This window comes from Salinicoccus sp. Bachu38 (assembly GCF_038561955.2).
Lineage (GTDB): Bacteria > Bacillota > Bacilli > Staphylococcales > Salinicoccaceae > Salinicoccus > Salinicoccus bachuensis.
In genome coordinates, this window is the sequence record NZ_CP138333.2 from 535255 (window position 1) to 549718 (window position 14464).

Genomic DNA, 14464 nt, shown 5'->3' on the forward strand with positions numbered 1-14464 from the left:
CGTATTCCATGAAATTTTTAACATTCGATTATGGGAATCATACGTATTACGGCGTCAAAGTGAAGCGTGAGGAAAGTGTCTGGATTCTTCCGAAACTGTTTGAAGCGTTCGGGGACGAAGCGGATTATCCTAAAACCCTGCTTGAAGGCATTTCCAGATACCACACGCTGGATTTCCAGGAACATGTCCGAAAATTAGTGGAAAAAGCACAGAATTCAGGGGACGCCGACAAGTACAAGGCGCCTTTCAACGATATTACATTCCGTGCGCCGGTGACGCCGCCGAACAATGTGATCGCCTTTGGCAGGAACTACAAAAAGCACGCTGAAGAGCTGAACAATGAAGTGCAGAGCCTGTATGTATTCACGAAGGCGGCGACCAGCCTGGTCGGTGATGAGGCGACGATTCCGAACCATCAGGATATCACCAGCGAGCTGGATTACGAAGGGGAGCTCGGTGTCGTCATCGGAAAGCGCGCAGAAAAGATCCAGAGTTCCATGGCGCTGGATTATATATACGGCTACACGATCATCAACGATATCACTGCCCGCGACCTGCAGAAGGAGCACCATCAGGCCTTCCTTTCCAAGAGCCTGAAGGGCGGATGCCCGATGGGACCTTTCATCGTCACGAAGGATGAGTTGCCGAACCCTGAGCAGACGGCCATCGTGACCAAGGTCAACGGCGATATCCGACAGGATGGCAGCACCCGCGAGATGGTGTTGAAACTCGATGAACTGATCGCTGAAATCTCCAAATATGTCACGCTCGAGCCGGGCGACATCATCGCCACAGGTACACCAAGCGGCGTCGGTGCCGGCATGAACCCGCCGCAGTTCCTGAAGCCCGGGGATGAAGTCCGCGTATCCATCAATGGCATCGGCACATTGACGACATATATTGATAAGTAATCTCTCCTGAAATATGATAAGATATTCTTGATTCATATTTGAAAGGAAGATTAAATGATACACTTGCATCTGACATCGCTCGTCCTTGCGATCATCCTATTCATCATCACGTATAATTCGATCGATCGTCCGGATGGCGAATCCAAGTATTCAAAAGCATTGCATATGGTCCTGAGACTGATCTATCTGATCATCCTGTTCACTGGTCTCATGCTGTTCCTGGACTTCAGCAGTGGCGACCAGATGATGTATGGACTCAAATTCCTTGCAGGTCTCATTACAATCGGCCTGATGGAGATGGCATTGATCAAACAGCGTAAAAAAGGTACAGGGCGCAACCTCGTCATCGCGCTGGTCATTTTCCTGGTCGTGACGATTGCACTTGGAATCTATTTACCGGCAGGCCCGTTGAGCGCATTGTTCGCATAATCGGAATGGGGCCAGGCACTCTTTTACAGGGTGCCTTTTTTCATGCAAATTTGTGAACGTTTATTGAAATGATGCTTTTTTCAAATTTTATCTAGTATACTGGCAGTATAAAAATAGAAGGTAGGATAGCAATGAAGAGAATAATGATATATATGGCGGTTCTGCTCATGGGCATGTCCGTGTCGAACGGCGAAGCAGCGGCCCAGGAGGCAGATGAGGCACGGATCTATACGATTGTCGTCGACCGCTTCCTGAATGGAAATTCCGGCAATGACATCAATGTCACGGATGATGAAGATGCGCCACTGCCATTCGGTGGGGACTTCGAGGGCATCCAGAACAACCTGGACTACATACAGGGCATGGGCTTCGATACGCTGATGCTTTCTCCGGTATTTGACAGGGCGGATGACGATTACCTCGGCTACGATGTTGAAAGCTACGGGGAGATCGAAGCGGCATTCGGTGGCGCAGAAGCATTCCAGAACCTGATCGACGCTGCACATGAGAGGGATATGGAAGTAGTCGTCGATATGCCGGTCACCTCAACTGAGGGCTACGCGACACTCGCAAACCCGGTGCTGAACGATCTTCAGCAGAGCTACTACGATATGATAGACGCCGAATTCATCGACCTGAACAACGCGGACAATCAGGCACGATACCAGCAGATGGCCCAGACATTCGTCGATGAATATGATGTCGATGGGCTCAGCATGACCGTCGTCCAGGATGGCATCGACGCCGGCACTTTCATGCCGGAAGGTGTAACGACCTACGGCATCATTCCTGACGCGTCACTCTCTGCAGAAGGGTTCAGCCACATGAGTGATCCGTCCATGACGGACGCATTGGCGGAATCCTTCAGTACGACAGACAGGGAGATTCCTGCACATCCGACGGACGGCACGCTGCTGCTTGCCGACCACTGGTTCACAGACCGCTTCACGAAGCATGCGGTCGAAGAGAACATGTTCCCGGGCACACGCATCAGCCAGCTCACCGCCTATCTGTATGCATATCCGGGACCGATCGCCTTCCAGTATGGTACGGAAGTCGCCCTGAACGGTGACGATATTCCCCATGTGCACCGGCAGATGGACCTATGGACCGATCAGGAAGTCGTGGATTACATTGAATCACTCCATGGTGTGATTTCCCAGCATCCAAACATGTTCGAGGGTGAGATGGATATCCTGAAGAATGAAGGGGGACACTATGTACAGAGATACCGTACTTCCGATGTCGACTTCATTTTGAATCTGAATGACACTTCCGTCACGGAAAATGTCGAGATCCCCATCGAATCACAGGATGAAGGGAAGATGCTCAGCGGTCTCCTGATCGGTGACCTGCTTCGCAGTGGAGACATGGAAGGGGATGCTTTCCTGGCGGTACTGGACCGCGAAGAGGCGGAACTGTATGCAGTAATCGAGGAAAGAGGCTTCAATAACGGCTATATCTATGCCGGCCTCATCATCTTCGGCGGGTTCGGCATCTTCATCTGGCTCGTTGCGAGGAAAAGAAGACCGGGACAAGAATAGTTGAATAGTGGCAGAATGGCAGACGGCCGGGATATCCATCCCGGCCGTTTTCCTGTTCATGGAACGGGGACGGTAATCCATCATCTTCCGGGTCATTAATGAGGCTTCGAATTATATTGATACAGTGTAATGTTTTGAGTAGTTTTACATCGATATAATTAGACTATTCAGAAATATGGGTTATAATGAGAAATATGATATTTTATTAACATTTGCAGTAAAATAATTCATGCATGAGGAGGACAACCGATGGACGCACAGATTGCCGTCATCACAGGAGCAGGAAGCGGCCTTGGTGCCGCGCTTGCAGGGAGATATTCAGAAGAGGGGTCTCACGTATGCCTGCTCGGAAGAACACGCAAAAAGCTTGAACGTACGGCTGAAGGGCTGTCTGGCAGCCATTCGATCCACGAAGTGGACATCGCTTCAAAAGGGAATGTCAAGGAAGTGATGGATGCAATCGGGGAGACATATGGCCCCATCGACCATCTGGTGAATAATGCCGGCGTCGGCATATTCAGGCTGGCGGAAGAACTGGATGGGCAGTCCGTCGACCGGATGATCGATACGAACCTTAAGGGGACCATACATTGCACCCAGGCGGTGCTCCCCACGATGAAGCAGCGGAACTCGGGATCGATCGTCAATATCGTCTCCGCTTCAGGAAAAGTGGCGAAGGAGTATGAAAGTGTCTATAGTGCCAGCAAGTTCGGTGTCCGCGGCTTCGCTGAAGCGCTGTCGGAGGAGCTGAAAAGTCATGATGTCAAGCTTTTCTCCGTCTATATGGGCAACATGCAGACGGATCTGTGGCAGGACGATCATCCTGCAGAACAGGATGACTATATGTGTCCGGAGGATGTTGCAGAGGTCATAGTGGAGAATCTGAAGATACGAAGGAACCTTTCGGTCAGTGACATTACAATATTGAACCGCTAGAACGGTGCATGAAGTGCGGAACAGAAGACATCTGAAGGGGAGGCATCATGTTCCGCAAAAGCACATGACGTAACAGCGCAGTGAAATGAAGATATCAAAAACATGGGGGAATACGTATGTCGGACTTTTTAAGTTATCTGAGTGGACTGGTATGGAACCAGTACTTCATTTATGGATTTCTGCTGATAGGCCTTGGATTTACAATCGCGACGAAATTTGTGCAGGTGACCCATCTCAGGGATATGGTGCGCCTGACATTCAGCAGGGACAGCTCGGAAAGCGGGATATCCTCGTTCCAGGCAATCTCCCTCTCACTCGGAAGCCGAGTGGGTACCGGAAACATCGCCGGGGTGGCAACCGCCATCGCACTTGGGGGCCCGGGGGCGGTCTTCTGGATGTGGCTGATGGCTTTCTTCGGTGCAGCGACATCCTTCATCGAGGTCACACTCGCCCAAATATTCAAAAGCGAACAGAATGGCAAGTACAGGGGCGGTGCGCCCTACTATATCGACAAGGGCCTGGGATTCAGGAAATTTGCGGTTACATACGCCATTGTGGCGATCATCGCCAAAGGCCTGATGCTGATGAACATCCAGTCCAATACCGTCGCTCTCGGATTCGAGGAGGCCTTCGGCATCAACAGGATATTCGTCGGCCTGTTCCTTGTCGGTGTGCTGATACTGGTAGTGTACGGTGGGGTCAAAAGGATTGCCCGGACGGCAGAAGCCATCGTGCCTTTCATGGTCGTCGGCTATCTCGTGCTCTGCCTGGTTATCATCATAGCGAACTTCGGACAGATTCCAGAAGTGTTCACGCTGATATTCTCCAGCGCCTTCGGAGCCCAGGCGACATTCGGCGGGATGGTCGGATCCGCCATCGCCTGGGGCGTCCAGCGCGGCTTCTTCTCCAATGCGGCAGGCTCCGGTGGTGAGACATTCGAAGGGGCGGCAGCGGAAGTCTCCCACCCGGCGAAGCAGGGGCTTGTGCAGAGCTTCGCAGTCTACATGGACACCTGGGTCATCTGTACGATGACGGCCTTCGTGATACTGATCACCGGCATGTACAATGTCGAGGAAGCAGGCGTCAGCAATGTGCCCGGTGTGGTCGCAGGACCTGCCAATGTCCAGCTTGCGATAGACAGCGTCTTTACAGGATTCGGCAGCGCCTTCCTGGCCATTGCCCTCCTGTTCTTCTGTTTCACGACGATGCTTTCATACTACTATAAGGCAGAGACAAGCCTGATGTATCTGAACTCCATCAAAAGGATTCCTCTGATGGACAGCCTGCTCAAATTCGGCATCATCGTCTTTGCACTGATAGGCAGCATCGTTTCCGCTGAAAACGCATGGACAATCGGAGACATCGGCCTTGGCAGTATGGGCTACCTGAACGTCATCGCCATCGTCCTTCTGGCAAGAGTGTCACTGAAAGCGCTGAAGGATTACGATGAGCAGAAGAAGGCGGGCCTCGATCCCGTCTTCGATCCGGTAAAGCTCGGCATCAGGAACGCAGACTTCTGGGAGCACCAAAATCCTTATATCGACAAGAAAGAGGATGGAAATAAAAATTCCAGAAGCGATGAAAATCGAAGTGAATAGGTTCAGCCCTGTATCCCATGGTGGGTACAGGGCTTTTTTGCGCCGAGCGAAGAGCAGCAGAACGTCCATCCCCTCAAATCGGAGGAGCCGCAAGGCCTTGCGGGGTATGGATTTACACGGTCAGGATAATTATACATGATGCGTTTATTTCATTCACAAAATGGATATAGAGGTGAGTACAAATTGGTCTTCTTCATACGAATTGCAAACAGCACAGGGTCTGTGCATCGCGTATAGGCCGGAAGACTGGAACAGACAAGAAGCTATAGGAGGCAAAGCATGGAGGCGTTTTTAAGCTGGTTGAGTGGTATGATATGGAACCAGTATTTCATATATGCATTTCTGATCATCGGGTTGGGATTCACCATCGCCACCGGGTTCGTCCAGGTGACCCAACTGAAGGATATGGCAAAATTGACATTCAAGAGGAATGAATCGAAAAGCGGGATATCCTCCTTTCAGGCGATTACACTGTCACTCGGAAGCCGGGTGGGCACAGGAAATATCGCTGGGGTTGCGACGGCAATCACTCTGGGAGGGCCGGGGGCGCTGTTCTGGATGTGGGTCATGGCATTTTTTGGAGCGGCCACATCATTCATCGAGGTGACCCTCGCCCAGATTTATAAGAATAAGCAGAATGGCAGCTACAGGGGCGGCGCCCCATTCTATATCGACAAGGGCCTCGGATTCAGGAAATTTGCGGTCACATATGCCATCGTGGCGATCATCGCAAAGGGGTTCATGATGATGAATATACAATCCAACACGGCCGCGCTCGGCTTTGAAGAGGCATTCGGCATCCATCGGGCGTTCATCGGAGTGTTCCTTGTCGCTGCGCTTGGCCTGGTCGTATTCGGCGGGGTCAAACGGATTGCCAAAACAGCAGAAACGATCATCCCCTTCATGGTCGTCGGCTACCTTCTGCTGTGTGCCATCATCATTACGGTCAATTTCTCCCTGATTCCCGATGTATTCACGCTCGTGGTATCCAGTGCATTTGGTGCAGAAGCCACATTCGGCGGTCTGGTGGGCTCCGCCATCGCCTGGGGTGTGCAGCGCGGGTTCTTCTCGAACGCTGCAGGCTCCGGCGGCGAAACGTTCGAAGGGGCGGCGGCGGAAGTCTCCCACCCGGCGAAGCAGGGGCTTGTGCAGAGCTTTGCGGTCTATATGGATACTTGGATCATCTGTTCGATGACCGGTTTTGTGATACTTATTACTGGAATGTTCAATGTGGAAGCGGCAGGGGTGAGCAACATCCCGGATGTGACGGCGGGACCGGCCAACGTCCAGTTCGCCATAGACAGCGTCTTCCAGGGATGGGGCAGCGCCTTCCTGGCCATCGCTCTCCTGTTCTTCTGCTTTACGACGATGCTTTCATACTATTATAAGGCTGAGACCAGCCTGATGTACCTGAATTCCATAAAGGACATGCCGTGGACACTGAACGTGCTCAAACTGGGCATCCTCGTCTTTGCCCTGGTCGGCAGCATCGTTTCCGCCGAAGCGGCCTGGACGCTCGGGGATATTGGCCTCGGGAGCATGGCATACCTGAATATCATCGGCATCACCCTGCTGTCCAAAGTGGCCCTCAGGACACTTTCGGACTATAAGGCCCAGAAGAAAGCAGGCCGGGACCCGGTCTTCGACCCGGTGGAACTGGGCATTGAAAATGCCGATTTCTGGGAAAAGAAGACTTATGAAAAAGAGGAGGAAGAGGAAAAGGTATATACCGTTCCCAAATCGGACGGCAAAGCGAAATATGGCATGCCGAAGAATGGCTACTGACAGACAGAATGAAAAGCCCCTCCGCTCGGAGGGGCTTTTCATTCTATTCATGCAGCTTTTTCATTTTCTCTATCGACTTGTATCCCACCATGTTGAGCACGCTTTTCGGGCTGGAGTATGGTGGGGAATAGGCGACTTCAATGTTGGCGAGGTCCATGGCAGTTCCTCCGAGACGGATGTGGGCCGACAGGATGTCGATACGCTTGTCGACGCCTTCGGTGCCGACGACGACGGCACGCAGTATCTTGCCATCCGCTTTGCCGACATAGGCGCGGACATGGATCGGTACGCTGTCCGACATGTATCCGGCCTTGTTCTTCTGCCTATGATCGACAATGAAGTGCGGATAGTCCAAAAGCTCCGGCACCGTCAGTCCGAGGGTGGCGATATCATAGTCGAAGAAGCGCATGATGTTGGTGCCGAGCAGCCCTTCGAAGCAGACCGAGCTGTCTCCGCTGATCTGGTTGCTGATGACATATGCCATCCTATGGGCGCCCCACGCAAGCGCAACATGGACCGGACGGTCGACATGGTGGTAGTTCGTTTCGATCGCATCCCCGACAGCATACACATTTTCCCTGTTGGTACTGCCGTGCTTATCGGTGCAGATATAGCCATCTTCATTCAATGTTATGCCCGAGCCCTCGAGGAAATCGGTGCGCGGTGTAATGCCGATGCCCGCGATGATGATCGGCGCTTCGATCTCCTCGCCGTTCGAGAGGGTCGCAGTATCCCCGTCGACTTCAACAATTTCCGTATCAAGTTTCACGCCGACACCGCGGGACTTCAGCTCCTCCATGAAGAAATCGCTCATGTCCGGCTCGAGTGGGCGGTAGATTTCTGTCTCCCGGTGTACCAGCGTCACCTCGATGCCACGATGCACAAGGTTCTCGGTCATTTCAAGGCCGATGTAACCTGCACCTACGACGACCGCGCGAGTGACATTCTTCCGCTCGATATGGGCCATGATGGCATCAAGGTCCTCCAGTGAGTGGAGGACGAAGGCCTGTGGTACATCGATCAGTGCAGGGACAAGGCGGGGGGAACTGCCGGGGGAGAGCACAAGATAATCATATTCCGCATCGAAAGTGCGGCCATTCCTGATATCCTTCACCTGGACCGTCCTGTTCTCCGTATCGACACCAGTCACCTGGTGATGGGTTTTGACGGTGACATTGCGCTTCCCGAAACTTTCGGGCGTCGCTGCGACCAGCTGGTCGCGTTCCTCGACTTCACCGCCGATATGGTAGGGGAGTCCGCAGTTGCCGTAGCTGATATCACGGCCCTTTTCATAGATGGTGATGTCAATTTCCGGATCGATCCGCCTGAGCTGGGCGGCTGTCGTCGCCCCTCCGGCCACACCGCCCACAATAATAACTTTTGCCATGCTTACACTCCTTCGTTGAAATAGAACATCGCTACCGTGCCATTACCGGTGTGGCTGCTGATCGTCGGTCCGATTGTACTGATTTTGACATCAGTGATATCCGTCCCGTCCAATATCTTCTGCTTCAGCTGTTCCGCCTGGGATTCTGCATTGGCCTGGGTGATGTGAACCTCACGGGACACATTGTCTGCAATCAGGTGCTTGACCATGCTGCTGTGGACCTTCTTGATGCCGCGGTGCTTCTCAAGCGGCACGAGTTTTCCCTCTTCGACATGGAGCAGCGGCTTGATGTTGAGCAGGCCGCCGAGGAATGCCTGCCCTTTGGAGAGACGACCGCCTTTTGCCAGATAGTCGAGGTCATCGACGGTGAAGAAGTGGCGGATCGCCTTGACGTCCTTTTCCACTTTGGCAACCACTTCCTCTTTGGCCAGGCCTTCCTTCACATAGCCGTGGGCACGCTCCACGATGAGGCCGAGGCCGTAGCTTGCCGCCTTCGTATCGATGATGGTGATGTCTGCATCCGGATGATCATCGAGAATCGTATCCCGGGCGATCACTGCGCTCTGGTAAGTACCCGAGAGTTCGCTCGAGAGCGCCATGTAGAGTGTGGGTTCATCCTGGTCCACGTATTTCCTGAAGACTTTCGTGAAGTCTTCAGGGTTCGCCTGGCTCGTCAGCGGCCGTTTGCCATCCGAGATGGCGTCAAGCACCTCCGTGCTCGAAATTTCATACTGGTCCAGATAATCCTCGTCGTCAATCGTGATCTTCAAGGGGATCATTTCAACATCCATCCTGTTCAATTCGTCTATGGAAATGTCTGAACAGCTGTCTACAATCAATTGCATATCATCTGCTCCCTTCTTTTTATAGTTTCAATTTGAAAAAGTCATTCAGGAATTGGCCGATACCCTCATTATTGTTGGTATCCGTCATGTAGTCCGCCACCGTCCTGATTTCATCGATGGCATTGCCCATCGCCACACCATGCTCGACATAGCGGAGCATCTCCGTATCATTGTCCTCATCGCCGAAAGCAATCGTATGCTTTTGGTCGATGCCGAGGTAGCCCCGGCAGTAGTCGACGCCGACCGCCTTGTTGATGCCCTTCTTGACGATTTCAATGACCGGGTAGGGCGCACCCCAGCGGCGGTGCTCGATCGTCTCGGCGAACAGGTCGTCCAGCGCCTGCCTGATCGCCGGTACTTCCGGCTCTTCGGCCTGGATCAGTATGGTCGTCGGACCGGATTCGATGTTCTGTGTCAGATCCCCGATCTTGACCTGCGGATTTCCCATACTGAAGGCTTCGAACAATACCTCGTCATGATAGTGGATATATACATTGTCCTTCACTTCGGCAATGATGTTCTGTATATTCAGGTCCGGTACACGCTTGACGATCTCCTGGGCGACTTCGAGATCGAGTTCCTCGTGTACGGTCTTGAAATAGAGATCCTGGGGATGGTGCACGAAGGCACCGTTGAAATTGACGATTGGTGTGTCCATGCCCAGCTCCCTGTAGTAGGGTTCGCTTGCTCTATAGGGGCGGCCGGTTGAAATCATGATTTCGTGGCCGCGGGTCTTCAGTTCAAATAGTACTTTTTTGGTGAATGGGCTGACTGTCTTTTCGTCTGTCAGCAGCGTCCCATCCAGGTCCAAACATATAAGATGCTTTTCCATTACGGCAAATCTCCTTGTCCAACATTCATAAAACTATCATAACTATCATATCATTTATGTTTATATAGTGTAATTTTTTTGATATATTATTAGTATATACTCTAAAAGGAGTGAGATAAATGGATAAAGCAATGGAAGAAAGCATGATGGGTGCCCTTGAGAACGTCATCGACCCGGAACTCGGCATCGATATCGTCAACCTTGGCCTCGTCTATGGTGTCCATCTTGATGAAGATGGCAATGCAGGTGTTGAAATGACACTTACATCCATGGGCTGCCCGATGGGACCACAGATTGTGGACCAGGTCAAAACTGCACTCTCGGAACTTCCCGAAGTCAAAGAGACGGAAGTCAACATCGTATGGAATCCGCCATGGGATAAAGATAAAATGAGCCGTTACGCCAAGATTGCACTCGGTGTAACATAAGCTGGTCAGCATATAGGAAAATCCCGCAGCCTGGAGGTTGCGGGATTTTTTTGTGTCCAATCCCCCTTATACGGGTATGGAGGATGCAGAATGAATAAAGCCCCTCAATAATGAGGGGCAGTCTACAGGAAGAATATATGATACAGGATGGCGAATGAACCCAGCGCAAAACAGTAGTAGGTGAATATTGCGAGATTCCCCCGCTCCATCACACCCTGCAGCCACTTCAGACCGAAGTATGTGGCGATGATGCTGGCGATGAAGGCAAGTGCGTAAGGAACGGCGAGCGACATGATCTCGGGGTCGTTTACAAGGTCCCCGACGGAGATCAGCGCTGTGCCGAGCGACACCGGAATGTAGAGCAGGAAGACGAACCGGAGGGCGTTCTTCTGGTTCATGCCGACAGCCATCGAACCGACGAGTGCCGCACCGCTGCGACTCACACCAGGCATCAGTGCGACGCACTGGGCCAGTCCGACGATGATGGCATCCTTGACGTTCAGGTCCCCATCCCGCTTTACACCCCGTTTGTTCTTGATGAACCAGAGTGCAATGCCGGTGACGAACAGCATCAGGCCGACCGTCAGCATGGAGACGTTGTCCCCGATGATGTCCTTGAGCAGGATGCCGAGGACGCCGACCGGAATGGTGGCGATGACGAGATAGATGGTATAGCGGAAGTCTTCTGTCGCCTCCTCATCCCGTGCCCCTTTGAAAAGAAACCGGCTCAGATTGATGACAATTGCCGTAATGTCCATCCGGTAGATGAACAGGATTGCGACGAGCGAAGCGGTGTTCAGCAGTATTTCGAATGACAGCCCCCGCGCCTCGATTCCGAATATTTCCCGGGCGATGACGAGATGGCCGCTGGATGAAACGGGTATGGGTTCAGTGAACCCCTGCAGCAGCCCTAAAAATATGTAACGGATAATTTCCATGATGTCCATGATTCAACCTCCTATGAAACCCTAGAATATTAATATAAAATAAATGCCGTATAAAAGCCATCAATTACTTGAAAATTCATGTCGAGAGTGTATAATATAGTTAAAGGTCAAAAAAGGTCAAACATTATTCCCATGAATTTTGAGAAAAACAGCCCTTTATTTTCGCAGAAGAGGTGATGAATATGGATATCAACAGAATGACGTACACCGTGCAGTCCATCATCGAACGGGCACAGTCGATCTCCGTGGACCTGAAGCTCCAGTCGATAGAAGTGGAGGCCGTCATGAAGGGACTACTGACTGTCGACGAAAGCATGGCGCGGGATGTACTGGAACGGGCGAACATCGATGTGGACGCACTGCTCGCAAAATATGATGAAAAGCTGTCGAAGTACAACGTGGTCAAAGGCGACAATGTCCAGTATGGCCAGTATATGTCGAACGGATTCACGCAGCTTGTGAACCGGGCCGAGAAGATCATGGCCGAGATGAAGGATGAATATGTATCTGTCGAGCATATGCTGATGGCCGGCATCGAGACGGAACCGATCCTGAAGGATACTGTCGGGAACAAGAATGAAGTGATCAGGGAAATCATCAACAAAGTCAGAGGGGGAAACCATGTGACAACACAAAATCCGGAAGTGCAATATGAAGTGCTTGAAAAATATGGGCGCGACCTTGTCGAGGAAGTCCGGAGCGGCAATGTGGATCCGGTGATCGGACGCGATGAGGAAATCCGCAATTCGATCCGCATACTGAGCCGCAAGCGCAAGAACAACCCGGTGCTGATCGGTGAGCCGGGGGTCGGCAAGACGGCCATCGTGGAAGGGCTCGCCCAGCGCATCGTACGCAAGGATGTACCGGACAGCCTGCTCGATAAGACCATCTTCGAACTCGACCTGTCCGCACTTGTCGCCGGTGCCAAGTACCGCGGTGAGTTCGAGGAGCGCCTGAAGGCGGTCCTCAAGGAAGTGAAGGAATCCGAAGGGCGCATCCTGCTCTTCATAGATGAAATCCATATGCTGGTCGGCGCCGGCAAGACCGAAGGCGCCATGGATGCCGGCAATATGCTGAAGCCGATGCTTGCCCGCGGTGAACTCCACTGCATCGGTGCGACCACACTGAATGAATACCGCGAGTATATCGAAAAGGACTCTGCCCTGGAACGCCGTTTCCAGAAGGTCCAGATACCGGAACCGGATGTCGAGGATACGATTTCCATCCTCCGCGGACTGAAGGAGCGCTATGAGGTGCACCACGGGGTGAGGATCACCGACCGTGCCCTCGTTGCAGCGGCTGAACTGTCCGACCGCTATATCACCGACCGCTTCCTGCCGGACAAAGCGATCGACCTGATGGACCAGGCGAGTGCCACAATCCGCACGGAGATGGGCTCCAACCCGACCGAGCTCGACCAGATCAACCGCCGTGTCATGCAGCTCGAAATTGAGGAGCAGGCACTGAAGTCGGAGGACGATTCCGTATCAAAAGCACGGCTTGAAGAGCTCCAGAAGGAGCTGTCCGAAGCACGTGAAGCCCAGCAGTCGCTCGCCCAGCGCGTGGAGCGGGAGAAAGGTCAGATCCAGAAGGTCAATGATAAGCGCGAGGAGCTTGACCGTACACGCCAGGAGCTGGATGATGCCGAGAACAACTATGAGCTTGAAAAGGCGGCTGAACTCCGCCATGGCAGACTGCCGCAGCTCGAGCGCGAACTCGCCGAGCTTGAAGCGGCACTGCAGGAGGAGAGCGCCGGGGAGAACCGCATCATCCGTGAAGTGGTGACGGAGGATGAAATCGGCTATATCGTCAGCCAGTGGACGGGCATCCCGGTCTCCAAACTCGTCGAGACGGAAAAGGACAAGTTGCTGAAGCTCTCCGACATCCTGCATGAACGCGTAGTCGGCCAGGATGAAGCGGTCGATCTCGTTGCTGACGCCGTCATACGGGCGCGGGCAGGCATCAAGGATCCGAACCGTCCGACCGGCAGCTTCCTCTTCCTCGGTCCGACCGGTGTCGGCAAGACGGAACTTGCCAAGACACTGGCGGCGACGATGTTCGATTCCGAGAAGCACATGATCCGGATCGACATGAGCGAGTATATGGAGAAGCATGCCGTATCAAGGCTCATCGGTGCACCGCCTGGATATGTCGGACATGAGGAGGGCGGCCAGCTGACAGAAGCCATCCGCCGTCAGCCGTATTCCGTCATCCTGCTCGATGAAGTGGAGAAGGCACACACGGATGTCTTCAACATCCTGCTTCAGCTGCTTGATGAAGGCCGCCTGACGGATTCGAAAGGACGCGCCGTCGACTTCAGGAATACGATCATCATCATGACATCGAATATCGGTTCGAACCATCTGCTCGATACGGTGATGGAAGATGGGGAGATATCCGAGGGCACGAAAGACATCGTCATGAAGGAAGTCCACCAGTATTTCAAACCTGAGATCATCAACCGCATGGACGACATCGTCATCTTCAGCCCGCTGTCCAGGGAGAACATGAAGCTCATTACGGACAAGCTGATCAACGACCTGAACAGGCGGCTTACCGATCAGCATATGACCGTAGAAGTCACGGACGCGGTCAAGGACTGGATATCAGAAGAGGCCTATGAACCGCAGTTCGGTGCAAGACCCCTCAAACGCTTCATCCAGCGCCACATCGAGACGCCGCTTGCGAGGAAGCTCATTGAAGCGGATCTGTCTGAAGGCATCAATGTAAAGATCGACTATCAGGATGGCGCACTTCAATTCGATATGTAGTACAGAGGCAAGCAGGCCGTATCCCAGGCGGGGTACGGTTTTTTTGTGCAG

The 14464-nt window shown here is 52.7% G+C and carries 12 protein-coding genes; 8 read left to right on the top strand and 4 right to left on the bottom strand.

The window, feature by feature from the left end; genetic code table 11:
- Positions 1-8: 8 nt before the first annotated feature.
- The 6 genes from RQP18_RS02775 to RQP18_RS02800 all read left to right on the top strand — a co-directional run bounded on the left by RQP18_RS02775 (position 9) and on the right by RQP18_RS02800 (position 7203).
- Positions 9-911 (top strand): fumarylacetoacetate hydrolase family protein, encoded by a 903-nt coding sequence (locus tag RQP18_RS02775; protein ID WP_342388638.1) that lies wholly within the window; start codon positions 9-11, stop codon positions 909-911.
- A 54-nt stretch (positions 912-965) separates the two neighbouring features.
- Positions 966-1340 carry a YisL family protein gene (locus RQP18_RS02780; protein WP_031547342.1) on the top strand — a complete coding sequence of 125 codons (375 nt, stop codon included), beginning with the start codon at positions 966-968 and terminating at the stop codon, positions 1338-1340.
- 131 nt (positions 1341-1471) lie between these two features.
- Positions 1472-2884, top strand: a complete 1413-nt coding sequence (locus RQP18_RS02785) for an alpha-amylase family glycosyl hydrolase (RefSeq protein WP_342388639.1) — start codon at positions 1472-1474, stop codon at positions 2882-2884.
- Between the two features lie 249 nt (positions 2885-3133).
- A complete protein-coding gene (locus RQP18_RS02790) occupies positions 3134-3820 on the top strand; it encodes an SDR family oxidoreductase (protein ID WP_342388640.1) in 687 nt (228 codons plus the stop codon).
- A 116-nt stretch (positions 3821-3936) separates the two neighbouring features.
- Positions 3937-5418, top strand: coding sequence for an alanine/glycine:cation symporter family protein (locus tag RQP18_RS02795; protein ID WP_342388641.1), 1482 nt, complete (start codon positions 3937-3939; stop codon positions 5416-5418).
- A gap of 279 nt (positions 5419-5697) precedes the next feature.
- Positions 5698-7203, top strand: a complete 1506-nt coding sequence (locus tag RQP18_RS02800; protein WP_342388642.1) for an alanine/glycine:cation symporter family protein — start codon at positions 5698-5700, stop codon at positions 7201-7203.
- 43 nt (positions 7204-7246) lie between these two features.
- Here the strand turns inward: RQP18_RS02800 and RQP18_RS02805 are convergent, their stop codons facing one another.
- From RQP18_RS02805 to RQP18_RS02815, 3 genes are read right to left on the bottom strand one after another with little or no spacing between them, the layout of a single operon-like run.
- Positions 7247-8590, bottom strand: coding sequence for a CoA-disulfide reductase (locus tag RQP18_RS02805; RefSeq protein WP_342388643.1), 1344 nt, complete (start codon positions 8588-8590; stop codon positions 7247-7249).
- A 2-nt stretch (positions 8591-8592) separates the two neighbouring features.
- A complete protein-coding gene (locus tag RQP18_RS02810) occupies positions 8593-9435 on the bottom strand; it encodes a DegV family protein (RefSeq protein WP_342388644.1) in 843 nt (280 codons plus the stop codon).
- Positions 9436-9454: 19 nt separating this feature from the next.
- A complete protein-coding gene (locus RQP18_RS02815) occupies positions 9455-10267 on the bottom strand; it encodes a Cof-type HAD-IIB family hydrolase (RefSeq protein ID WP_342388645.1) in 813 nt (270 codons plus the stop codon).
- A gap of 119 nt (positions 10268-10386) precedes the next feature.
- On the opposite strand from RQP18_RS02815, the gene RQP18_RS02820 reads away from it, so the two are divergent.
- A complete protein-coding gene (locus RQP18_RS02820) occupies positions 10387-10695 on the top strand; it encodes a metal-sulfur cluster assembly factor (protein ID WP_031547756.1) in 309 nt (102 codons plus the stop codon).
- Between the two features lie 122 nt (positions 10696-10817).
- On the opposite strand, the gene RQP18_RS02825 is transcribed toward RQP18_RS02820, so the two are convergent.
- A complete protein-coding gene (locus RQP18_RS02825; RefSeq protein ID WP_342388646.1) occupies positions 10818-11642 on the bottom strand; it encodes an undecaprenyl-diphosphate phosphatase in 825 nt (274 codons plus the stop codon).
- 182 nt (positions 11643-11824) lie between these two features.
- On the opposite strand from RQP18_RS02825, the gene clpB reads away from it, so the two are divergent.
- Positions 11825-14413, top strand: a complete 2589-nt coding sequence (clpB, locus tag RQP18_RS02830; RefSeq protein ID WP_342388647.1) for an ATP-dependent chaperone ClpB — start codon at positions 11825-11827, stop codon at positions 14411-14413.
- The last annotated feature ends 51 nt before the right edge of the window (positions 14414-14464 follow it).